The organism is Streptomyces sp. NPDC001514, from assembly GCF_053597075.1.
In genome coordinates this window covers 74,147-96,822 of the sequence record NZ_JBSFHO010000035.1, presented here as the reverse complement: position 1 = coordinate 96,822, position 22,676 = coordinate 74,147, and the positions used below count along the sequence as shown (strand labels likewise).

20 protein-coding genes are annotated in these 22,676 nt (G+C 72.1%); 12 read left to right on the top strand and 8 right to left on the bottom strand.

From position 1 onward, the window contains the following. Positions 1-157: 157 nt before the first annotated feature. The 3 genes from cobM to ACWCXB_RS29790 form a co-directional block, all read right to left on the bottom strand. Complete coding sequence (gene cobM / locus ACWCXB_RS29800; protein ID WP_450726851.1) at positions 158-907, bottom strand: precorrin-4 C(11)-methyltransferase; 750 nt, start codon at positions 905-907, stop codon at positions 158-160. 3 nt (positions 908-910) lie between these two features. Beyond that, positions 911-2,146, bottom strand: a complete 1,236-nt coding sequence (cbiE, locus tag ACWCXB_RS29795) for a precorrin-6y C5,15-methyltransferase (decarboxylating) subunit CbiE (protein ID WP_450726850.1) — start codon at positions 2,144-2,146, stop codon at positions 911-913. Between the two features lie 80 nt (positions 2,147-2,226). After that, positions 2,227-2,355, bottom strand: a complete 129-nt coding sequence (locus ACWCXB_RS29790; RefSeq protein WP_450726849.1) for a DUF6126 family protein — start codon at positions 2,353-2,355, stop codon at positions 2,227-2,229. Between the two features lie 129 nt (positions 2,356-2,484). Here ACWCXB_RS29790 and ACWCXB_RS29785 point away from each other — a divergent pair, with 129 nt between their 5' ends. Next, positions 2,485-3,573: an LLM class flavin-dependent oxidoreductase gene (locus ACWCXB_RS29785; protein ID WP_450726848.1), complete on the top strand. Its 1,089-nt coding sequence runs from the start codon at positions 2,485-2,487 to the stop codon at positions 3,571-3,573. 2 nt (positions 3,574-3,575) lie between these two features. Further along, positions 3,576-4,211 (top strand): FMN reductase, encoded by a 636-nt coding sequence (locus ACWCXB_RS29780; protein ID WP_450726847.1) that lies wholly within the window; start codon positions 3,576-3,578, stop codon positions 4,209-4,211. Between the two features lie 360 nt (positions 4,212-4,571). On the opposite strand, the gene ACWCXB_RS29775 is transcribed toward ACWCXB_RS29780, so the two are convergent. Together ACWCXB_RS29775 and ACWCXB_RS29770 are read right to left on the bottom strand one after the other, a co-directional pair. Then, on the bottom strand, positions 4,572-4,949 hold the full coding sequence (locus ACWCXB_RS29775; protein ID WP_450726846.1) for a hypothetical protein: 378 nt from the start codon (positions 4,947-4,949) through the stop codon (positions 4,572-4,574). A 106-nt stretch (positions 4,950-5,055) separates the two neighbouring features. Continuing rightward, a complete protein-coding gene (locus ACWCXB_RS29770) occupies positions 5,056-6,393 on the bottom strand; it encodes an aminotransferase-like domain-containing protein (protein WP_450726845.1) in 1,338 nt (445 codons plus the stop codon). Positions 6,394-6,467: 74 nt separating this feature from the next. Here ACWCXB_RS29770 and ACWCXB_RS29765 point away from each other — a divergent pair, with 74 nt between their 5' ends. Together ACWCXB_RS29765 and ACWCXB_RS29760 are read left to right on the top strand one after the other, a co-directional pair. Continuing rightward, complete coding sequence (locus ACWCXB_RS29765; protein ID WP_450726844.1) at positions 6,468-7,250, top strand: alpha/beta fold hydrolase; 783 nt, start codon at positions 6,468-6,470, stop codon at positions 7,248-7,250. Between the two features lie 37 nt (positions 7,251-7,287). Continuing rightward, the gene (locus tag ACWCXB_RS29760; RefSeq protein WP_450726843.1) at positions 7,288-7,719 is read left to right on the top strand and encodes a DUF7144 family membrane protein; all 432 of its coding nucleotides are present in this window, start codon (positions 7,288-7,290) and stop codon (positions 7,717-7,719) included. A gap of 183 nt (positions 7,720-7,902) precedes the next feature. On the opposite strand, the gene ACWCXB_RS29755 is transcribed toward ACWCXB_RS29760, so the two are convergent. Beyond that, positions 7,903-8,730 carry an MBL fold metallo-hydrolase gene (locus ACWCXB_RS29755; RefSeq protein WP_450726842.1) on the bottom strand — a complete coding sequence of 276 codons (828 nt, stop codon included), beginning with the start codon at positions 8,728-8,730 and terminating at the stop codon, positions 7,903-7,905. Between the two features lie 206 nt (positions 8,731-8,936). Here ACWCXB_RS29755 and ACWCXB_RS29750 point away from each other — a divergent pair, with 206 nt between their 5' ends. From ACWCXB_RS29750 to ACWCXB_RS29735, 4 genes are all read left to right on the top strand, one after another. Continuing rightward, positions 8,937-9,617, top strand: coding sequence for a TetR/AcrR family transcriptional regulator C-terminal domain-containing protein (locus ACWCXB_RS29750; protein ID WP_450726841.1), 681 nt, complete (start codon positions 8,937-8,939; stop codon positions 9,615-9,617). Between the two features lie 133 nt (positions 9,618-9,750). Next, positions 9,751-10,203 carry an FxLYD domain-containing protein gene (locus tag ACWCXB_RS29745; RefSeq protein ID WP_450726840.1) on the top strand — a complete coding sequence of 151 codons (453 nt, stop codon included), beginning with the start codon at positions 9,751-9,753 and terminating at the stop codon, positions 10,201-10,203. A 104-nt stretch (positions 10,204-10,307) separates the two neighbouring features. Continuing rightward, complete coding sequence (locus tag ACWCXB_RS29740) at positions 10,308-11,393, top strand: endonuclease/exonuclease/phosphatase family protein (protein ID WP_450726839.1); 1,086 nt, start codon at positions 10,308-10,310, stop codon at positions 11,391-11,393. Between the two features lie 4 nt (positions 11,394-11,397). After that, complete coding sequence (locus ACWCXB_RS29735) at positions 11,398-13,338, top strand: FUSC family protein (RefSeq protein WP_450726838.1); 1,941 nt, start codon at positions 11,398-11,400, stop codon at positions 13,336-13,338. 93 nt (positions 13,339-13,431) lie between these two features. Here the strand turns inward: ACWCXB_RS29735 and ACWCXB_RS29730 are convergent, their stop codons facing one another. Further along, positions 13,432-13,830, bottom strand: a complete 399-nt coding sequence (locus ACWCXB_RS29730; protein WP_450726837.1) for an RNA-binding S4 domain-containing protein — start codon at positions 13,828-13,830, stop codon at positions 13,432-13,434. Positions 13,831-13,951: 121 nt separating this feature from the next. Here ACWCXB_RS29730 and ACWCXB_RS29725 point away from each other — a divergent pair, with 121 nt between their 5' ends. Next, positions 13,952-15,427, top strand: coding sequence for an APC family permease (locus tag ACWCXB_RS29725; protein WP_450726836.1), 1,476 nt, complete (start codon positions 13,952-13,954; stop codon positions 15,425-15,427). Positions 15,428-15,471: 44 nt separating this feature from the next. Beyond that, the gene (locus tag ACWCXB_RS29720; RefSeq protein WP_450726835.1) at positions 15,472-16,449 is read left to right on the top strand and encodes a hypothetical protein; all 978 of its coding nucleotides are present in this window, start codon (positions 15,472-15,474) and stop codon (positions 16,447-16,449) included. 52 nt (positions 16,450-16,501) lie between these two features. Here the strand turns inward: ACWCXB_RS29720 and ACWCXB_RS29715 are convergent, their stop codons facing one another. After that, positions 16,502-18,559: a PhoX family protein gene (locus ACWCXB_RS29715; protein WP_450726834.1), complete on the bottom strand. Its 2,058-nt coding sequence runs from the start codon at positions 18,557-18,559 to the stop codon at positions 16,502-16,504. A 282-nt stretch (positions 18,560-18,841) separates the two neighbouring features. Here ACWCXB_RS29715 and ACWCXB_RS29710 point away from each other — a divergent pair, with 282 nt between their 5' ends. Together ACWCXB_RS29710 and metG are read left to right on the top strand one after the other, a co-directional pair. Next, positions 18,842-20,734, top strand: a complete 1,893-nt coding sequence (locus ACWCXB_RS29710) for a VWA domain-containing protein (protein WP_450726833.1) — start codon at positions 18,842-18,844, stop codon at positions 20,732-20,734. Between the two features lie 221 nt (positions 20,735-20,955). After that, positions 20,956-22,572, top strand: a complete 1,617-nt coding sequence (gene metG / locus ACWCXB_RS29705) for a methionine--tRNA ligase (RefSeq protein WP_450726832.1) — start codon at positions 20,956-20,958, stop codon at positions 22,570-22,572. Positions 22,573-22,676 lie beyond the last annotated feature (104 nt).

The window sequence follows — 22,676 nt, the reverse complement described above, 5'->3', positions numbered from 1 at the left end:
CCGATTTCCGAGGAGGCGAGCCCGGAGGGGCCCCGCACCACCACCCACCCACAGCAGCCGCCCCAAGCCCGTCCGGCGCTTGAGGACGGACACACAGGGTGCCCACCCGGTACCGGGCAACACCGCACAGGCCCCGCACCCCGCACCGCCGGAGGCGTCAGCAGACGTGGCGGTCCCGCGCCGGGTCGTACAGGTGGCTGTCCCTGAACTGGGACGCCGCCAGCGTCCGGCCGACGATGATCACCGCGGTCTTCGTGATCCCCGCCGCCTTCGTCTGCCCCGCGATGTCGTCGAGGGTGCCGCGGAGGACCACCTCGTCGGGGCGGCTGGCCATGGCGACGACCGCGGCCGGGCAGTCGGCGCCGTAGTGCGGCAGCAGCTCCGCGACGACCCGGTCCACGTAACGGGCCGCCAGGTGCAGCACGAGCAGCGCCCCGCTGCGCCCGAGCGTCGCCAGGTCCTCGCCCTCGGGCATCGGCGTGGCCTGCTGGGCGATACGGGTCAGGATGACCGTCTGGCCGACGGTCGGGACGGTCAGCTCCCGCTTCAGCGCGGCCGCCGCCGCGGCAAAGGCCGGCACTCCCGGCACGACCTCGTACGGGATCCCCGCCGCGTCCAGCCGCCGCATCTGTTCCGCCACCGCGCTGAAGACCGACGGATCGCCGGAGTGCAGCCGGGCGACGTCGTGGCCCTCCTCGTGGGCGCGGACGATCTCGGCGACGATCTGGTCCAGGTCGAGCCGGGCGGTGTCGACGAGGCGTGCGTCCGGTGGGCATTCGGCGAGCAGTTCGCGGGGGACGAGGGAGCCCGCGTACAGGCAGACCCGGCACGACGCGAGCGTCCGCGCACCCCGCACGGTGATCAGGTCGGCGGCGCCTGGGCCCGCCCCGATGAAGTAGACGGTCATCGTTCACTCCTCCTTGGTGACGGACCACTGCGTGACCGGCATGGCCTGGCGCCACCCGGTGAAACCCCCGACGGGCACGGCGTGGGCGACGGCCAGCCGTACGAGCTCGCCGCCGTGGCGCCGGTAGCGGTCGGCGAGCAGCGCCTCGGACTCCAGCGTCACGGTGTTGGCGACCAGCCGCCCGCCCGTCGGCAACGCGCCCCAGCAGGCGTCCAGCAGACCGGGCGCGGTGAGCCCGCCGCCGATGAACACCGCGTCGGGCACGGGAAGTTCGGCGAGCCCCGACGGAGCGGCGGCGGTCACGACGCGCAGGCCCGGCACACCGAGCGCCTCCGCGTTGCGGGTGATGCGCTCGGCCCGTACCGCGTCCCGCTCCACCGTGATCGCCCGGCACGACCGGTGCGTACGCATCCACTCGATCGCGATCGACCCGGACCCGCCGCCGATGTCCCACAGCAGCTCCCCGGGTGCGGGCGCGAGCGCGGCCAGCGTCGCCGCGCGGACGTGGCGCTTGGTGAGCTGGCCGTCGTTCTCGTACGCCTCGTCCGGAAGGCCGGGCACGGCGGACAGCCGCAGCGCGCCGGGCGCCCGCGCGCACTCGACGGCGATGACGTTGAGGGGGTCCCCGGGTGCGTGCGCCCACCTCTCCGCGGTGCCGGTGACGTGGCGCTCCCGTACCGAGCCCAGCTGCTCCAGTACGTGCATCCGGCTCGGCCCGTAACCCCGCTCCCGCAGCAGCCCCGCCACCTCGCCCGGCGTGCCCGCCCCCGCGCCGAGCACGAGCAGTCGCCGCCCGTCGTGCAGGGCCGCCGCGAGCGAGCCGAGGGGCCGGCCGACCAGGGTCACTGTCTCGGCGTCCTCCAGCGGCCAGCCGAGGCGGGCGCAGGCGTACGACACGGACGACGGATGCGGCAGTACGCGCAGGGTGTCCGCGCCGAGCTCCTCCGCGAGTGCGCGGCCGATCCCGTAGAACATGGGGTCGCCGCTGGCGAGGACGGCCACGTGCCGCCCGGCGTGGGCGGTGAGCAGCCCGGGCACGGCGGGTCGCAGCGGCGACGGCCAGGACACGCGCTCACCCGGGCACTCCTCGGGAAGGAGGTCGAGCTGGCGCTTCCCGCCGATGATCACGTCGGCGGCGCGCAGGGCGGCGCGGGAGGTGTCGGGGAGCCCGTCCCAGCCGTCGGCGCCGATCCCGACGACGTGAACGGCGGGGTCGGTGGGGCGGGGGTGGGGACTCACGGACCGGAACTCTACTGGTGGGCGCCGGGGCCTGACCGGGGCGGGCCGATCACTGCTCTCGACGCGATCCCGCCGGGAGATCACTTCTGGGCGTGCTCGCCCACGTAGAACAGCAGCCAGATGAAGCCCGCGAAGAGGTGCGTCGCGAAGACGTACACGAAGACGCGCAGGGCGACGCCGCGCTCCTTCCAGCGCTCGCTCTCACTCACCGCGACCTCCTGTGCGTCCTCTGCGTACCGATACGTCGCTCCAGAGTACGGGCGGAATAGAACCGCGGCGGCCCCCGTTCCAGGTGACGGTTTAAGATTCAATCAACTGGAACCCTGGAGGCGAGCGCGATGCAGTTCGGGATCTTCACCGTCGGTGATGTGACCACCGATCCGACCAACGGCCGCACCCCGACCGAGCACGAGCGGATCAAGGCGATGGTCGCCATCGCGCTGAAGGCCGAGGAGGTCGGACTGGACGTCTTCGCGACCGGTGAGCACCACAATCCGCCGTTCGTGCCGTCGTCCCCGACCACGATGCTCGGACACATCGCCGCCCGTACCGAGAACCTGATCCTTTCCACGTCCACGACGCTGATCACCACCAACGACCCGGTGAAGATCGCCGAGGACTACGCGATGCTCCAGCACCTCGCCGACGGCCGCGTCGACCTGATGATGGGCCGCGGCAACACCGGACCGGTCTACCCGTGGTTCGGGCAGGACATCCGCCAGGGCATCCCGCTCGCCATCGAGAACTACGCCCTTCTCCACAAGCTGTGGAGGGAGGACGTCGTCGACTGGGAGGGCAAGTTCCGTACGCCGCTGCAGGGCTTCACGTCCACGCCGCGGCCGCTGGACGGCGTCCCGCCGTTCGTCTGGCACGGGTCGATCCGCTCGCCGGAGATCGCCGAGCAGGCCGCGTACTACGGCGACGGCTTCTTCCACAACAACATCTTCTGGCCGGCCGAGCACACCAGGCGAATGGTCGAGCTGTACCGGAAGCGGTACGCGCACTACGGGCACGGCACCCCGGAGCAGGCCATCGTCGGCCTGGGCGGGCAGGTGTTCATGCGCAAGAACTCGCAGGACGCGGTGCGCGAGTTCCGTCCGTACTTCGACAACGCGCCCGTGTACGGGCACGGCCCGTCGCTGGAGGACTTCACCGAGCAGACGCCGCTGACCGTCGGCTCCCCGCAGGAGGTCATCGAACGCACCCTGTCGTTCCGCGAGTCCGTCGGCGACTACCAGCGCCAGCTGTTCCTCATGGACCACGCCGGCCTGCCGCTCAAGACCGTGCTGGAGCAGCTCGACATCCTCGGCGAGGAGGTCGTCCCGGTCCTGCGCAAGGAGTTCGCGAACCTGCGGCCGGCCGGGGTCCCGGACGCGCCCCTGCACCCCGCAGTCGCCGCCACCCGTGCGACCGTCAAGGAGGCCTGACCATGGAGCAGTTGAAGCTCGTCGCCGTATCGGCGGGACTGAGCAGCCCCTCGTCCACCCGGCTGCTGGCCGACCGGCTGGCGGAGGCGGTACGCGACGAACTCGCCGAGCAGGACCGCAAGGTGGAGGTCGAGGTCGTCGAGCTGCGCGACCTGGCCGTCGCCATCGCCAACAACCTGGTGACCGGCTTCCCGCCGCCCGCGCTCGGCGCCGCTATCGACGCGGTGACGGAGGCGGACGGGGTGATCGCCGTGACGCCGGTCTTCACGGCCTCGTACAGCGGCCTGTTCAAGTCCTTCTTCGACCTGATCGACCCGCACGCCCTGACCGGCAAGCCGGTGCTGATCGCGGCGACCGGCGGCACCGCCCGCCACTCCCTCGTCCTCGACCACGCACTGCGGCCGCTCTTCGCCTACCTGCGGGCACTGGTCGTACCGACCGCCGTGTACGCGGCATCGGAGGACTGGGGTTCGGGCGGCGACGAGTACACCGAGGGCCTGCCCGCACGGATACGGCGCGCCGGCGGCGAGCTGGCCGGGCTGATGGCGGCGGTCCGGGATGCGCGGGAGGCCCAGGAGGAGGAGGCCGACGGGACGACGGAGTTCGAGCGGCAGCTCGCCGACCTCCGCTTCGACTGAGCTCGACGGAGCCCGGGACAGAGGCTCGACCGAGCTCGACTCAAGCGGGGTCACCCCGGCTCCGCCGCGGGAGCCGCTCCCACAGCTGACAGGACGCCCGGCCCCGCGTGCGCGGGGCCGGGCCCTGGCGTGTGCCGCGTCGGCCTCGTCGTACGCCCCGCTCAGCTCACAGCTCCACGACGTCCGCGCCACACACCCCACGTTGTCCGGTCCGCCTGCCTCGTTCGCCAGGGCGACCAGGGCCCGGGCCACCTCGTCGGGGTCGGGGACCGTCGCCGCGCGGCCGCCGGATCGGAATCCGGCGGCCGCGCGGTGGGTCGGTTGAGGACGACGTTCGGACGGGCAGGTCAGCCCTGCAGGTCAGTCCTCGTGCGTGTAGAAGAAGTAGAAGGTTACGCAGAACGTGGCGGCCGCGAGGGCCAGGGACAGCACCGTCACGGTGAGAATGCTGCGGCCGCTCAGGCTGTAGAGGTAGCCGGAGGCAATGCCGAGCAGCGCCGCGTACGCAGCTGCCCGCAGCTCGCGCGGCAGTGCCTGCTGATAGCGGCCGAGCGCGAAGCACAGCCCCGCCAGCACCACGGCGGAGACGAAGCCGATGACGATCTGTGCGGTGGCGGACTGCCCGGCCTCACGGGCCATGAATGACGTGTAGAAGCCGTAGATCACGCCGAGGGTGAGGGGGATCGCCCACCCGAGGGTGCCGTGATGCCGGACCGGCACCGCCGCATGTGCAGCCATGGCAGAGCTCCTTCCGCTCCATCCGCTACTCCATCCACCAGCGGACACCCGGGCGGCCTGCGTGGCAAGTGGATCAGACGGATTCGGTGGATCGGGTGGATTCGGCTCATCCGGTGCGTGCCGGGCCCGACGCAAGGTCCGCCAGTGTCTTCAGTGCCCGCGCCAGCTCCTCCGGCGGCGGGGTCGCGAGCCCGATCCTGACCGCGTCGGGAGTCGGGTGAGGGCCCACCGCGAAGGCCGAGCCCGGCGTCACGGCGATACCGCGCTCCGCCGCCGCGCCGACGAAGGTCTCCGCACGCCAGGGCGCGGGCAGCCGCCACCAGCAGTAGTACGCGCGCGGGTCGGTGCTGATGTCGAAGTTGCCCAGGCACTCCCGTACCAGCCGGTGGCGCTCCGCCGCGTCCGCCCGCTTGGCCTCGGCCACCGTCGCCACGATCCCGTCGTCCGACCATCGCGTGGCCGCCGCGAGGCCGAAGCCGGCGGCGGTCCAGGCGCCGGACCGCAACGCTCGCATCAGCGCCTCCCGATGCCCCTCGGGCGTGACGAGATAGCCCACGGTCAGCCCGGGCGCGAGCCTCTTGGACAGGCTGTCGACCAGGACGGTCCGCCCGGGCGCATGCGCCGCAAGCGGCGCCGGGGCTTCCGTCGCGAGGAAGGCCCAGGTCGTGTCCTCGATCGCCGTGAGGCCCATCTCCTCAAGCACCGCCGCCAGTTCGGCCCTCCGTCCGGCCCCCGCCGTCAGCGCCAGCGGATTGTGCAGGGTCGGCTGTACGTACACGGCGGACAGTGGCGCCCCGCGATGAGCCGCAGCCAGTGCGTCCGGACGCATGCCCTCCGCGTCGAGCGCGATTGGTACGAGGCTCGCACCGAGGCGTTCCGCGACCATCTTGACCAGCGGATACGTCAGCGCCTCGACGCCGAGACGGCCACCGGGCGGCACGAGCGACGAGATCGCGGCGGCGATGGCCTGGCGGCCGTTGCCGGCGAACAGCACCCGGTCCGGATCGGGCGACCAGCCGCTCCTGGCGAGCACGGCGGCCGCGGCGCGCCGCGCCTCGGGCGTACCGTCCGGGGCTGTCGGCCGGGTCGCCTCCGCGAGCATCTCGGAGCGTGCCAGGGCCGCGAGCCCGCGCGCCATCAGCTCCGACTGACCGTCCACCACCGGGTAGTTGAGCTCCAGGTTGACCGGGGCGCTCCCGACCGCCTCGGTGAGCGCCGGCCCGGGCAGCGGAGGCGCCGCGCGGACGAACGTCCCGCGCCCCACCTCGCCCACCACCAGGCCGCGCCGCACGAGTTCGCCGTACACCCGGATCGCCGTGGAGGGCGCGATCCGGCGCCTGCGCGCGTACATCCGCTGCGGCGGCAGCCGGTCGCCGGGCCGCAGCCGCCCGTCGGCGATGTCGGAGGCGATCTCGTCGGCGAGCCGCCGGAAGTCGTCCCGCATCCCTGCCCCCCAGAATTGCACCGAGAGCAAAGATCTTATTGCACCGATCAGTTGAGGCGCCTAGCGTCGGGACCATGCCGTCCGCACTCATCGACACCCTGACCATCGGATACGACGACAAGGGCACGGGCCCGCCCCTCGTCCTGATTCACGGCCACCCCTTCGACCGCTCGATGTGGGCCCCGCAGCTCTCGGCGTTCTCGGCCACGCACCGCGTCATCGCCCCCGATCTGCGCGGTTACGGAGCCTCCACCGTCGTTCCGGGTACGACGCCGCTCAGCGACTTCGCCACCGACCTGGCCGCCCTCCTCGACCGGCTCGGCGTGCACCGCTTCGTCCTCGGCGGCCTCTCCATGGGTGGCCAGATCGCGATGGAGTGCTACCGCCTCTTCCCCGAGCGCATCACCGGCCTCGTCCTCGCCGACACCTTTCCGGCGGCCGAGACCGAGGAGGGCAAGGTGTGGCGCAACGCCATGGCGGACCGGCTCCTCGTGGAGGGGATGCGGGGGTACGCGGACGAGGTACGGGACAAGATGGTGGCGCCGTACAACACCGAAGCCTCGGAGACCGTCCACCGGATGATGCTGGCCGCCCCGCCGGAGGGGGCGGCGGCCGCGCTGCGCGGGCGTGCCGAGCGCCCGGACTACCAGGAGCTGCTCACCCGGGTCTCGGTCCCGGCGCTGGTGGTCGTGGGACGCGACGACGCGTACACGCCGGTGGCCGACGCCGAGGCGATGCACGCGGCGATCCCGGACTCGACGCTGTGCGTGATCGAGGGGGCAGCCCATTTGCCGAACCTCGAGCGGCCGGAGGAGTTCGACGCGGCACTGCGCTCGTACCTCGAACGGCTCAACTGAAATATCCGAGCCCCGCCGTCGACCGCATGCTGGCGGCATGAGCCAGAACACAGCACCTACGTCCCCCAGGGCCCAGAGCACGAGCGGCACCAGCGGCTGGGCCGAGGGTGGCACGCTCTTCGCCGGCATCCTCCTGATCATCGTCGGAGTGATCAGCATCTTCGAGGGAATCGCCGGCATTGTCGAGGACGACGTCTATGTACGCGTCGGCAGATACATCTACTCCTGGGACCTCACCGCCTGGGGCTGGGTCCATCTGATCCTCGGGATCGTCGCCGTCATCGCCGGTTGGGGCGTCCTCAAGGACATGGAGTGGGGCCGGATCGCGGGTATCACCCTGGCGTCGCTCAACATCATCGTCCAGTTCCTGTTCCTGCCCTACTCGCCGGTGTGGGCGATCTTCTCGATGGCGGTGTCGGTGTTCGTGATCTGGGCGCTGGCGACGTACAAGACCGCGGCCAAGGTCTGACGGGCGGCGCGGGGTGGGGTGGCGCCTGCGCCCTCCGTTCCACGCGCCCGCTCTCCGGTAAAGGGCTCACTTCCAGCCCGTCCGGCGTTCGAGGACGGACACCCGGGCCGACCGGACGGTACCGGCCACCCACCACGGGCACACTGGCCCACCCGGGGCCTGGGGCCCGGGGCCCCAGGCCCCCTATTCGCCGTTCGCCAGGGCGTCGAACTCGTGCGCGTCGTGCGACGAGAAGATGCGGACCAGCCGCGGGTGCGCGCGGCGCAGTCGCATCAGGCGTTCCAGCTGGCTCAGCCGCAGTTCGTGGTCGTCCGCGACGAGCCGCTGGTGCAGCGCGAGCGGCCGCGGGCAGCGCGGGCGGCGGAGATCGACCTCGCCGTGGAAGAAGTACGCGTCGCCCGCGTGCAGCAGCCAGCGGTCCGGCTCCTGGACGGCGACCGCGCTGTGGCCGCGGGTGTGGCCCGGCAGCGGCACCAGCAGGATGTCGGGGGCGCGCAGCACGCGGGACGCGGGGAAGCCGAACCACTCGAAATCGGCGGTGTCGTGGACGACCCAGTCCACGCCGTGCGCCCACTGGGCGGACAGATAGCGGTTCGCCTCGAGGCGGGTGTCACGGCGCATCGCCGACCGGTACTCGTCGGCCATCACATGCACCCTGGCATGCGGAAAGTCGGCGAGCCCGCCCGCGTGATCCAGGTCGAGATGGGTGACGACGATGTCGCTCACGTCGTACGGGTCGTACCCGAGCGCCCGCACCTGATGGACGGCCGTGCGGGACAGATCGAGCTCGGGCCGCATCGTGTGGCGGAACAGCGCACCGATCCGCCGCGGGTCCGAGACCTCCGCCGCCCCCAGCCCGGTGTCGACAAGGACGAGCCCGCTGCCGGTCGCTATCAGCAGGCAGTGCGAGACGAGCGGGGCGCCGCCGAGGGGGCGCATGGGTGCACAGTCCAGATGGTGAATGGTCAGCGAGGACCGCCGCTGGGGGGTGGGGGTGGTACGCACAGACATCTGTGCCTCCTGCTGCCAGGGGGAGACCCGGCGGGAGACCGGGCTGGGAGAGGATGGTGGCCGTGCTGATGTGGACGCACGCATCTCGCCCTGCCTCCACTGCAGTTGTGCCACTTACACCGTAAGTACGTGAAGGAGAGAAGCACTTACGCTGTAAGCCGTCAAGCGTTACCGCGCGTAGCCGCTCGAAAGAGGAGCCACCACCCATGGCCCACGGATCACGACGCGAACTTCCCCGACCCCGCGAGCCGTTGACCCGGGAGCGGATCGTCGGAGCAGCACTGGTGATCATCGACGAGGAGGGCGTGGACGGACTGTCCATGCGCCGGATCGCGGCCCGCCTGGGCGTACAGGCGATGTCTCTCTACAACCATGTGCAGAGCAAGGCGGACATCCTGGACGGCGTCACCGAGTTCGTCACGAGGCAGATGCGGATGCCGCGGCGGATGACGGGCGACTGGGAGGACGGGGTCCGCTCGATCGCGTACGGCTTCCGGCAGGCGTCGCTGCGGCATCCACGCGCATGCGAACTCGTGCTGATGCGGCAGCTGTCCACACCGACGGCGCTCGCGCCCGTCGACACGATGCTCGCGATGATGCTCGACCACGGCTTCGACGAGGAGACGGCGGTGCACGCGCTGCGGCTGTTCATCTCGTTCCAGGTCGGCTCGCTGCTGACGCATGTACGAGCCGCTGCCGGCGCCGGCACCGACCGTGATCCGGGGGCGGAGCTGGCGCGGCGGACCGCGTACTTCGCCGGCTCCGGCTTCCCCGCGGTGGCGAAGGTCGCGCCGATCCTCGCGGTGAACGATCACGAGGCGGAGTTCGCGTTCGGCGTCGAGCTCCTGATCGACGCGCTGAGACGGCTGGCGCCGGTCCGCAACTGAGCCCGGTACCGCTCGGGGGCCCGGTATACCCCTCGGTGGGCCCGGGTGTCCGTGCCCCCGGGGGTGTCCGTACCCCCCGAGTGTCCGTGCCCCCGAGTGGCCGAATGCCACGCGCGGGCGCAGGCTGGCTCGTATGAGAACGGTCCGAGGCGCCGAGCGCGCCCGTCACGCGCTCATGGGCACCGCCGCCGCCGCGCTGATCGCGGCGGGGATCACCGGCTGCTCCGACTCCGACGAGAGCCCCGAGTCCCTGGCGTCCAAGGCGAGCGACGTCGTCGCTTCCGCGACGGCCAAGCTGTCCGACATCCAGGGCGGCATCAACGCGAAGGGGGATGTGAAGGCGGCGCCCACCGAGAACAAGGACGGCCGCGCCGTCTCCGAGATCACCGCGACCAACAGCGCGAGCAAATCCGCGGACTACACGATCCTCGTGAACTTCAAGGACTCCGACGGCAACCTCCTCGACGCCGCCGTCGTCACCATCGACGACGTCCCGGCAGGGGGCTCGAAGTCGGGCGAGGCCCGCAGCAACCGCGATCTGTCGGGCACCCCGAAGGCCGAGATCGGCCGGGCGGTACGGCACTGAGGCGGTACGGCGCCGAGACACCGAGGCGGTGCGGCACCAGCCACTGACGCGGTGGCCGCAAAACTCGCGCAGAACTCTTCCCGGGCGCCGACCGTTCGACGGACATGGACCCTCTCGACAGCCGCCCGGCGGCGAGGCAGGCCACGGATCCCGCACCCGCGGCCGGGACGACGCACGCGAGCCGGGAGCGGCAGACGGCGCGGGCGACGCGGACAGCGCGGACGGCGCGGACGGCGCGGACGGCACGCACCGCCGCCGCCTGGTCCGCCGGGCTGCTGCTCGCCGCGGTCGCCGTCGTCGTCGGCTGCCGCGCCGCCGGTGTCGACGCGTACACACCCGTCCCGCAGCTCCTCGCGTTTCTGCCGTGGCTGCTGGTGCCCGCCGGGCTCGCGCTGCTGCTCGCCGCGCTCGCCCGCCACCGCGTGCTCCTCGTGTGCGCGCTGGTGGTCCTGACCGTGACCGGCTGGTACGTGCGGCCGTACGGGGCCGGACCGACCGATGCGCGCGGTCCCGTGCTCGTCCAACTCCGGGTGCTCACAGCGAACGTGGAGTTCGGGCAGGCCACACCGGACCTCATCGACACCGTCCGCCGCGAGAAACCGGACCTGGTGTTCGTCCAGGAGTGCGCCCGCACCTGCAGCGAGGCCCTCGCCGCCCGGATCCCGCGCGCCGACTACCCGTACCGGCACGTCGTCGAGGGCGAACTCGCCCACGGCTCCGCCATCCTCTCCGTGCATCCGCTCAGGAACAGCCCGGGCATCCCGGGCGAACTGGCCATGCCGGGAGCCGAGGCGCGGATCGGGGGCCGGACGGTCCGGCTGCAGCTCGCACATCCGCTGCCACCCGTCCCAGGCGGCCTCGGGTCCTGGCGCCAGGACCTCGGCCGGGTGCGGGCGTACGCCGCCGACAGCAAGGGCACGCCCACGATCCTCGCGGGCGACTTCAACGCCACACAGGACCACGCCGTCTTCCGACGGATCCTCGACGCCGGGGACCTGCACGACAGCGCCCGCGTCGCCGGGGCCTTCCGCACCCCCAGCTGGCCGGCGACGAGCCCCCGCCCCCTCGGCGCACAGATCGACCACGTGCTGGTCAGCGACGACTTCGGCGTGACGGACGCCCGGTTCCTCGACTTCGCCGACACCGATCACCGCGCCCTGCTCGTCCGCCTCGAACTGCACGGCGGGTGACCCCATGGCACGGGAACGCGGACGGCTCGCCCCACCCCCCTGGCTCGTCAGGGGCCTGCGCCCACAGCCCGCGCCCATCCCCTGGGCCGCCGTCGCCCGCGCGTCCGTCGCGCTCTCCGCCCCGCTCGCGGTCGGCTTCGCCGTCGATCAGCCGGTGTACGGGGCACTCGTGTCGATGGGCGCCCTGTCCGGGGTCATCGGCGACACCGCGGACGCGTACCGGATGCGGATCTTCAACATCGCGGTCCCGCAGCTCTTCGGCGCCATCGGCGTCACTCTCGGCACGCTCGTGTACGGCGAGGGCTGGATCGCCGTCGGCGTGCTCACCCTCGTCGCGCTGCTCTCCGGGATGATCTCGTCGATCGGCGCGGTCGCCTCCGTGTCCGGGCTGCTGCTCCTGCTCAACGCCGTGGTCGGGGCCGGGCTGCAACTGCCCAGCCCCTGGTGGAAGGCGCCCCTGCTGCTCTCCCTCGGCGGCTGCGTCGTCCTCGCCCTCGCCCTCCTCGGCTGGCCGCTGCGCGGCGGTGTGCCCGAGCGGTCGGCGGTCGCCGCCACCTATCGCGCCGTCGCCGGCCTCCTCGAAGCGGCGGGCGGCGACCCCGGCACCTACGACGCCCGCCGGCAGGCCGTCACCGCATCGCTCAACACCTCCTACGACCTGGTGCTCGCCCGCCGGACCCGCGACCACGGCCGCAACCCGTCCCTCGTACGGCTGCTCGCCCAGCTCAACGCCGTCATCCCCATCGTCGAGGCGGCTCCCGCCGCCCATCAGCTGGGCCGCCCGGTGCCGGAAGCGGTCCCCGCCGCCGTACGGAGCCTCGCGGACGCCGTCGAGGAGGGCCGCACCGGCGACCCCGGCCTCGATCTGCCGCCTCCGCGCACCAGCGCCGATCGGGCCGTCGACGAGGCCCTGCGCCATGCGGCCACCGTCGTCCACGACGCCGACCCGGATCCGAACAACGTGGACGACCGCCTCGGCCGCCCCGCCGCCCTGCGCATCCGGGCCCGCCGCACCGCCCGCAACGTGCTGCTCTCCGAGGCGTCCTGGCGTTACGGGCTCCGGCTCGCCCTGTGCATCGGCCTCGCCCAGGCCCTGGTCTCGTTGGTCGTACTGGACCGCTCGTACTGGGTCGCCCTGACCGTCACGTTCGTCCTCAAGCCCGACTTCGGCTCGGTCTTCTCGCGGGCGGTGCTGCGCGCGCTGGGTACGGCGGCGGGGCTCGTGGTGGCCGCGGCCGTGCTGGCTGAGGTGCCGCGGGGCTGGTGGGACGTGCCGGTGATGATGGTGCTCGCCGCGCTCATCCCCGCCTTCTCGGCGAAGGGGTACGCCTTCCAGACGGCGGCGATCACCCCCGTCATCCTCCTCCTCTCCGACCTCATCAACCGGCAGGGCACCGGCCTGATCCTGCCGCGGCTCGTCGACAGCCTCATCGGCTGTGCGATCGCGCTGATCGCGGGCTATCTGCTGTGGCCGGAGAGCTGGCACACCCGCATCGGCGACCGGCTCGCGGACTCCGTGGGGTACGCGGCGCACTACGTGGAGCTGTCCTTCGCCGCGGACGGCGACCAGGGGGTACGGGTGCGGTCGCGCCGCCGCTTGTACCGGGACCTGTCCGCCGTACGCTGCGAATTCCAGCGGGCCCTGACCGAGCCTCCGCCGACCGGGACGCGCGCAGCCGCGTGGTGGCCGCTCGTCGTCGCCGTCGAGCGCATCGCCGACGCGACGACCGCGGCCCGGGTCCGGGTCACGCACGGGGCGCCGGCCCCTGCCCCCGCGGAGGTCGCGGAGGTCGTGCACCACCTGCGCGAACTCGCGGACGGCATCCGCTCGAGCGAGGAGCTGTACGCAGTACGGACGGACCTCCCCGGTGACGAGCGGAGCGTCCTCTCCGCCCTCCGCCAGGAGGTCGCGGCCGCTCGCGCGATCGCCTCGCCACGGGACTGATGCTCAGCCCGTCCGGCGTTCCAGGACGGACACCCGGCCCGCCGGGCGGTATCGGCTCGCCCGCAGGGCGTACGGGGCCCTGGGGCGCGGCCCCTACCCCTGGCGCCCGTGCAGCCGGTCCAGGTCGCGGCGCTCGCGCTTCGTCGGGCGGCCCGCACCCCGGTCCCGCACGCCCATCGGCGCCACGAACTCGCGCGGCGGAGGCGGCGGGCTGTTGTCCACATAGCACTCCACCGCCGCGGGCGCGCCCACCCGCTTGCGGATCACCCGCGAAACGACCACGATCCGCTCCCGGCCCGCGTGGAACAGCCGCACCTCGTCCCCGGCCTTCAGCGCATGCGCGGGCTTGACGCGCTCGCCGTTCACGCGGACGTGGCCGCCGCGACAGGCCGCCGCCGCCTGGGAGCGGGTCTTGGTGAGCCGCACGGACCAGATCCAGCTGTCGACCCGTACGGTCCCCTCGGCCCCCGCGGGCCCTTCGTGATCCGCCATACCACCGACTGTACGGGGGAGGACTACGATGCGCTCCGTCTCCCGGGTGCGGAAGGATCGCTTCAGCTCGGCGAACGCTTCCTGATACATCGCTACATGCCCTGCCATACAAGGACATTCGATGAGCAGCAACTCCGGCAGAGGGCTCCAGCCCAATGTCCTCGGTACGTTCGACACGATCGTGATGGCCGTCGCGGGGAGCGCCCCTGCGTACTCGCTCGCCGCGACCACCGCGGTCCTGGCCGGAGCCGTCGGGCTGGCGAGCCCGGCCGCACTCCTCTACTGCGCGATACCCATGTTCGGCATCGTCCTGGCGTTCAGCCGCCTCGGGCGGATCGACGTCAACGCCGGAGCGAGCTACTCCTGGGTGGGCCGCACACTCCACCCCTTCCTGGGCTTTCTTTCCGGCTGGGCCCTGGTCGTCTCCGCGACGATCTTCATGGTGGCCGGCTCGCTGCCGGCCGGCGCGATGACCCTCGCGCTCTTCGACCCGGGCCTCGCCGAGAGCACCGGGCTCGCCACGGCAGTCGGTGCCTGCTGGTTCCTGGTCATGCTGCTCGTCGTCCTCGGCGGCGCCCGGCTGACCGTACGCGCGCAGCTGCTGATGTCCGGGGTCGAGCTGCTCCTCCTCGTGCTCTTCCTCCTCGCCGCCCTGCTGCACAAGGGCTCCGCACACGCCTTCGACTGGTCGTGGCTGGGCTTCGGCCATTTCGACGGGGTCTCCGGCTTCGCCTCGGGCGCGCTGATCGCCGCGTTCTACTACTGGGGCTGGGACGTCACCAGCAACCTCAGCGAGGAGACCCGCAACAGCCGCAGGACGGCCGGACTCGCCGCGCTCGTGGGCGTCGGTGTCGTCTTCCTGCTGTTCGAGGCGTTCACGATCGCCGTCAACGTCATCCTCAGCTCCGAGCAGATCCAGAGCGGCAGCGGAAACGTCCTCGGCGTGCTCGGCGACGAGATCTGGCCGGGCGTCGGCGGAAAGCTCCTGGTCATCGCGGTGATGCTGTCGACCGTGGCGACCCTGGAGACCACCCTCATCCAGGTCACGCGCTCGCTCTTCGCGATGGGCCGCGACCGTACGCTGCCGCCCTCGCTCGGCACCGTTCACCCGCGCTGGAACACGCCCTGGGTGGCGATCGCCGTCGTCGGGGCGGTCGCCCTCGCGATGTTCGCCGCATCCACCGCCCTCGGCTCGGTCGGCCAGATCCTTGAGTACGCGGTCAGCGCGATCTCGCTGCAGATCGCCGTCTATTACGGCCTCGCGGGAATCGCCGCGGTCGTCGCGTACCGCAAGATGCTGCTGACGTCCGTGGCGAACTTCCTGCTCGGCGGACTGTGGCCGCTCCTCGGCGCTGCCTTCATGTTCTGGACCTTCTTCGCCGCGCTCGGCGAGCTGAGCGACGCCGCGATCGCGATCGGCCTGGGCGGGCTGGTGGCCGGACTGGTGCCGATGCTCTGGTACTGGCGCCGGGGGAGCACGTACTACCGGCCCGCGAAGCTCGACGCGGTCCGGTCGATCGAGGTCGAGCAGCCGTACGCGGGGTCCGCTTCGGCCCGCCCCGATTCCGCCCGCGACGCCCTGGCCACCGACTTCTGAACTCCCCCACAGCAGTAGGCAGATCCCAGAAAGCAGGCACCCCCATGGCCGCTGCCCGCCGCCGCTTCGAGCCGGTCTTCGACCCCGACTCCGGCGACCGCGCGCTCACCGAGGCCCGCCACGACATCGTGATCGGCCGCTGGCAGGGCGTAAGGGATCTGCTGCACGCCACCGGCGACAACTGGCCGCGCCGCACGCACCGGGTGCGCCAGCTGTCGCACGCCGCGGCGGGTTCGTCGGCGGTCGAGTCCTGGCGGGCGGCCGAACCCGACAACCCTGACGCGGCCGTGCTGCGCGCCGCGACCGAGGTGGTGCGGGTCTTCGACCAGGCCATCGCCGCGGGCCGCGGCGCCGCGGCCGACCGGGCCCGGCTCGATGTGGCGGTGATGGCCTGCCTCGGAGCGGCGGAGTCGGCGCCGGCCGATCCGATGCCCTGGGTGTCGCTGCTGACCGTGGCCCGGCTGTACGAGGGCGGGGTCGGCCGGCGCGAACTGCGCGGCTGGTGGGACGAGATGCGCCGCCGCGATCCCGACAACACAGAGGGGCACGTTCAGTTGCTGCGCTACTGGTCGGCGCGGTGGCACGGCACGCACGGCGCGATGTACGACGTCGCGCGGGACGCGGCGGGCGCGGCGCCGCCCGGATCCCCGCTGCCGGTCCTGGTGCAGATCGCGCGGGTGGAGGAGTTCCGGTACGTCGCCGAGGGTTCCCTGGGCCGCGGCCGCAGGCACGGGGACTCCGCCCCGGACTACGGCCAGCACTGGAAGCACGAGCTGGCGGTGACGGAGGTCCGACGCACCTGGGAGCGGTGGATCGGCGGCCGGGAGAACGGGCCGGTGCTGCCTGAGGAGATCCCCGAGCTCAACTATCTGACCCACGCGGCCTGTTACGCCGGTGAGACCGAGCTGGCCCGCGGGCTGTTCGGGATGCTGGGCACGCGGGCGGCACGGGTGCCCTGGTCGTACACGGGCGACCCGGCGGAACAGTTCCTACGTTTCCGGAAAGCGACGGGCCTGGAGTGACTCCTCCCTGCGGGCCCGGCGGGAGCTGCCGGGCCCACAGGGGTCACTGGAGTCAGACGCCGATGTCGCGGCCGTCCTTGCGGTAGACGGCGACGACCGACGGGCGCACGATCTTGCCCGGGCCGTCGGGCCACACCGAGGCGGGCTTCTCGACGGTCGCGCCGTCGATCTCACCCGGGTGCTGCACGGCGACGATGACGCGGCGGTCCTGGATGATCGGACCGCAGGTCTCGGCGCCCTTCGGGACGGTGAGGAACTGCTTCAGCTCACCGCGCCGCTCGCCCTGCGTGGCGACGCCGAACAGGCCGTCGTGCGAGCCGAGCTGGGAACCGTCCGTGGAGATCCACAGGTTGCCGTGCGGGTCGAAGGCCACGTTGTCCGGGCAGGAGATCGGGCTGACCTTGTCCTTCGGGTAGCCCGCGAAGTACGTGGCCGGGTCGTTCGGGTCGCCCGCGACCAGGAACAGCCGCCAGGCGAAACCGTCGCTCGACGGGTCGTCCCAGTGCTCGGCGAGCTCCAGGACCTGGCCGTGCTTGTTGAGGTTGCGCGGGTTGGCCTCGTCCACACCCGGGTTGGTGCCCTTGCCCCGGTTGGAGTTGTTCGTGAGCGCGACGTAGACGCGGCCGGTACGGGGGCTCGGCTCGACGTCCTCGGGACGGTCCATCTTGGTGGCGCCGACCTTGTCACCGGCGAGGCGGGTGAAGACGTACACCTCCTCGGCGGTCATGCCCTCGACGTGCGAGACATCGCCGGTGGCCAGCGGGATCCACACGCCGGTGCCGTCGAACTCGCCGTCGTTCGGGAGCTTGCCGGTGCCGTCGATCTCGGCGGCCGGGGAATCGCCGGTGAGCTTGGCGACGTACAGGGTGCCCTCGTCGAGCAGGGTGAGGTTGTGCTCGTGCGCGGCGCGCGAGCTGCCCTTCTTCATCCGCTTCGACGAGACGAACTTGTAGAAGTAGTCGAAGCGCTCGTCGTCGCCCATGTAGACGACCGGGCGGCCGTCACGGGTGAGCCGCGGCTGCGCGGCCTCGTGCTTGAAGCGGCCCAGCGCGGTGCGCTTGCGGGGCGTGGAGTCGGGGTCGTACGGGTCGAGCTCGACGACCCAGCCGAAGCGGTGCGACTCGTTCGGCTCCTGGGCGGCGTCGAAGCGCTTGTCGAAACGCTCCCACTTGCGCTCGGTGGCGCCGGTGCTCAGGCCGTAGCGCTTGTCGGTGGCGCTGGAGCCATTGGCGAAGTACTGGTTGAAGTTCTCCTCGCCGTGGAGCGTGGTGCCCCAGGGTGTGGTGCCGCCGGCGCAGTTGTTGAGCGTGCCGAGGACCTTGGTGCCGGTCGGGTCGGCGGAGGTCTTGAGCAGGTCGCTGCCCGCGGCCGGGCCGGTGAGCCGGAACTCGCTCGTGGCCGTCAGGCGGCGGTTGAGGTGGTGCCGGGTGACGGGCGTGAGCTTGCCGCTCTTGCGCTCCTCCTGGACCACGACGACGGAGAGGCCGTGGGCCGCCCAGGCGATCTCCGCCTGCTCGCGGGTCGGGTTGGCCGGGTCGTAGCCCTTGAACATCAGGACTTCGTCCGTGTACTCGTGGTTGGCCACGAGGACCTGGCGGCCGTGCTCGCGCAGGGGCAGCAGGCTCAGGAAGTCGTTGTTGTAACCGAACTGGGCGGCCTGCGCCTTGGCGCTCTGGTTGTCGGCGTCGAAGGCCGGGGCGCCACGCAGGATGGGCTCACCCCAGCGGATGACGACATTCTGGGTGTAACCCTCGGGAACCGTCACCTGGTCGGCGGTGTTGGGCGCGACCGGCGTGAAGCGGAGGCCGCGGGCGCCGTCGCCGGTGCTGCCGTGGCGGGTGCCGGCCGCGGCGGCGTCCGTCGCGGCCTCCGCGGACGGGGCGCCCTGCGCGACGACGGCAGCGCCCGCGGCGGTGGCGACGGTCACGACGGCGGCCGCGCGCATCATGGAACGACGCGACAGCGCACCGGCGATGATGTCGCCGGCGTACTCGTTGTCGCTGGTGTTCGGCACCTCGTGGAAGCAGGCGTCACCACATCGGTAACGGCAGGTGAGAGCGGACCGGCCGCCCGCGTGATTCGTACCCAGCAGCGGCAGCAGTTTGCGCACTTCTTCCCCCAGACCCTTCGGCGCAACCCCGCGCCGACATCGTGTCGGAACATGTCCGGCCGTGACGCTAGGGGCACATATGTGCAATGTGGCGGCGGCGAGGTGAACACGGGATGAATGCGGGTCGACCGGGGCGGTCTTGACACCGGAGGGGGTTGCCGAGATCACGCACGGGCGGCCGCTAACCTTACGTGTCCGCCGTGGCCAGGGATGCGGGGCTGCCGCCCCGACGCCCTCGGACCGGACATGGATCGCACCCAAATCACGCGAAAGGCCTCGCCCATGGGCATTCGGAGCTTGCTGCGCAAGGTGTTCGGACGCGAGCGTACGGAGCCGTCGTCCACGGCCGCCACGACAACAACCCCGACCCCCGCCGCCGTCCCGCCCCAGGCCGAGGCCCCCACCGGCCCCGTCGCCTCCCCGCAGGAACGCGCGGCGGATCTCGTCGCGGCGTCCTTCGACAACCCGGCGCCGCGCGCGACGATCCCCTCGGCGAGGACGACGGCGGAGTCGGCGTCGCACGCCACCGAGCCGGCGGCTGCGGACGGGGACGAGCCCGCCGCCGCCCCTTCCGGTGAGCCGGAGACCGCCGAGGATCACGTGCCCGCGGGCGCGGACGACCCCGCCGGGGACCTGGACCGGCCGGAGGCCCGGGACTCGGAGACCACCGCGGACCCGGTGCCCGCGGACACCGAGGCTGCCGCGCAGGCGGAGGCCGACGCGGAGGCGGAGGTGGAGCCCGCTGCGGACGCGGAAGCCCTGACAGCAGTTGACGGCGACAGCGACGGCGAAGCGACCACCGGGGAAATCACCGCGCAGGTGGCGGCGGACACGGAGCCCGCGCAGGCCGCCACGGACACCGACACTGTGGCCGAAGAGACCGCTGCCGCGCCCGCGGAGGCGACCGGTCCGGAGCAGGCCGACGCCGCCGCCGAAGCCGTACGGGACGACGCACCCGCCGACGAGGCACCCGCGCCTGTCGCCGTCGCCGTCGCCGAAGCGGAGCCGGCACCCGCCGCAGGCGACGACGCGACCACGCCGCAGGCCGAGACCGCCCCCGCCGAGGCACCGATGGATGCCGACACGGCGGACGGGGCCCAGGCCACGACCGCGGAGCCCGAGGCCACGGCCACAGCCACGGCCACGGCCACGGCCACGGCCACGGCCACCGAAGTCGACCCGGCCCCCGCCGCAGTCATCCCCGCCCAGTCCTCCGGCGCGTCCGCCACGGACGCCGTTGCACAGCCCGAGGCCCAGCCCGAGGCCGAGGCCGAGGCCGAGGCCGAGGCTGAGGCTGAGGCTGAGGCTGAGGCCGACGAGCCCGCCGCCGACTCCGCCCCCGCCGAGGCGGTGACGATCCCCGCCGCGCGCGGAGAGTCCGCCGCAGTGGAGGCGACCGTGGCCGCGGAGCCGACGCCCACCGCCGCGCCCACCACCTCGGCCGAGACTGACGCGGAGCCCGCGGCAGCCGACGCCGTCGCCGGCAAGCCCGCCTACTCGCTCGCGCGGGTCAAGGCGCGGGCCGCCGGGCTCGTCGGGGCGTACAAGGCGGCCGGTACCACGCTCAAGGACGGCGGGGCGGCAGGGGCGCGGGCCACGGTGTACCTCGTGCTGGACCGGTCGGGGTCGATGCGGCCGTACTACAAGGACGGCAGCGCACAGCAGCTCGGCGAGCAGGTGCTCGCACTCGCCGCGCACCTCGACGAGGCCGCGACCGTGCACGTCGTCTTCTTCTCGACCGATATCGACGGGACCGGGGAGCTGACGCTCACCGACTACGAGGGTCGCGTGGACGAACTCCACGCCGGCCTCGGCCACATGGGGCGCACCAGCTACCACCGCGCCGTCGAGGAGGTCGTCGGGCACTACGAGAAGTCCGGCGCCGAAGGGCCCGCCCTCGTCGTCTTCCAGACCGACGGTGCGCCCGACGCCAAGCAGCCCGCCAAGCAGGCACTCGCGGACGCCGCGGACAAGCCGATCTTCTGGCAGTTCGTGGCGTTCGGGGAGCACGAGGCCAAGGGCTTCGACTTCCTCCGCAAGATCGACGCGGACAAGGAAGCCGGCAACGCCGCGTTCTTCCACGCCGGCCCCGACCCCCGCGAGCTCACCGACGCCGAGCTCTACGAGGGGCTCCTCGGCGCCTTCCCGGAGTGGCTGAACAGCCGGAACGGCTAGGTCCTGTCCGGTCGATCAGGCCGGCCCGGCAAGATCGGCCGGACAGGACCTAGATCACCGGAGACGGCGGAGGGCCGGCCCGCCCGCACCACGGGCCCGCCCTCCGCACCGGCCCGGTCTCCCCGTGCCGAGGACGACGACGTCGTGGTCGTGCGGGCCCGGCCGGCAGCCCTGATTCATGGGTGTGAGTCGATCTTCCGGCGGCCGTTAGGATTTCGACCATGGCGGCCACTGGATCCGAGAAGCAGGGGACGAAGGCTTTCTACGTCTCGACCCCCATCTACTACGTCAACGACGCTCCTCACCTGGGCCACGCCTACACGACCGTCGCAGGCGACGTGCTCACGCGCTGGCACCGTCAGCGCGGCGAGAAGGTGTGGTACCTCACCGGCACGGACGAGCACGGTCAGAAGATCATGCGCACCGCGGAGGCGAACGGCGTCACCCCGCAGGAGTGGTGCGACAAGCTCGTGGAGGAGGCCTGGAAGCCCCTCTGGGAGCACCTGGAGATCGCGAACGACGACTTCATCCGCACGACGGAGAAGCGCCACACGGACCGCGTCCAGGAGTTCGTGCAGGACCTGTACGACAAGGGCGAGATCTACAAGGGCGGGTACGAAGGCCCGTACTGCGTGGGCTGTGAGGAGTACAAGCTCCCCGGCGAGCTGCTCGACGGCGAGGGCGAGTACGCCGGGCAGAAGCTCTGCCCGGTCCACAAGAAGCCGGTGGAGATCCTCAAGGAGGAGAACTACTTCTTCAAGCTCAGCGAGTACGGCCCGAAGCTGCTGGAGTTCTACGCGTCGAACCCCGGCTTCGTCCAGCCCGAGTCCGCCCGCAACGAGGTCGTGAACTTCGTTAAGCAGGGCCTTCAGGACCTGTCGATCTCCCGGTCGACGTTCGACTGGGGCATCCCGATCCCGTGGGACGAGAAGCACGTCATCTACGTGTGGGTCGACGCCCTGCTGAACTACGCGACGGCGGTCGGCTACAACGAGAACCCGGCGAAGTTCGAGGACACCTTCCCGGCGAACGTGCACCTGGTCGGCAAGGACATCCTCCGCTTCCACGCGATCATCTGGCCCGCGATGCTGATGGCGCAGGGCCTCCCGGTGCCCGGCAAGATCGCGGCCAACGGCTGGCTGATGGTCGGCGGCGAGAAGATGTCGAAGTCGAACCTGACGGGCATCAAGCCGCAGGACCTGACCTCGCACTTCGGCGTGGACGCGTACCGCTGGTACTTCCTGCGCGCGATCGCGTTCGGCCAGGACGGCTCGTTCTCGTGGGAGGACTTCTCCGCCCGCTACACGAGCGAGCTCGCCAACGACTACGGCAACCTGGCGTCGCGCGTCGCCGCGATGGTCGGCAAGTACTTCGGCGGGACGCTGCCGGAGGCTACGGCGAACGGCGAGGCCGAGAAGGCGGTCCAGGAGGGCCTGGCGAAGGCCGTGGCCGAGGCCGACCGGAAGATCGGCGAGGAGCTGGACTTCCAGGGCGGCATCCTGGCGATCTTCGACTTCGTGAAGCAGGTCAACGGCTACATCACGGAGCAGGAGCCGTGGAAGGTCGCCAAGGGCGATTCCGATGAGGCCAAGGCCCGCCTCGCGACCATCCTGTACACGGCGGCCGAGTCCCTGCGGGCCGTCGCGGTCCTGCTGAACGCGGTCATGCCGGACACCTCCCAGAAGCTGTGGGACTCCCTGGGCGCGGAGCCGACGCTCGGCGCCCTGGCGGACCAGCGCGTCCAGGACGCGGCGGACTGGGGCCGGCTCCCGGTCGGCTCGACGGTGACGAAGGGCGCGGTGCTGTTCCCGCGTCTTGAGGAGCCGAAGAAGGACTGAGTTCGCGGGAACGCGGGGGTCTGGGGGTCGCCCCCCAGAAGACACAGCCCGCGTCTTGAGGAGCCGAAGAAGGACTGAGGCCTTCGCGGCGACGCTCGCGTCGT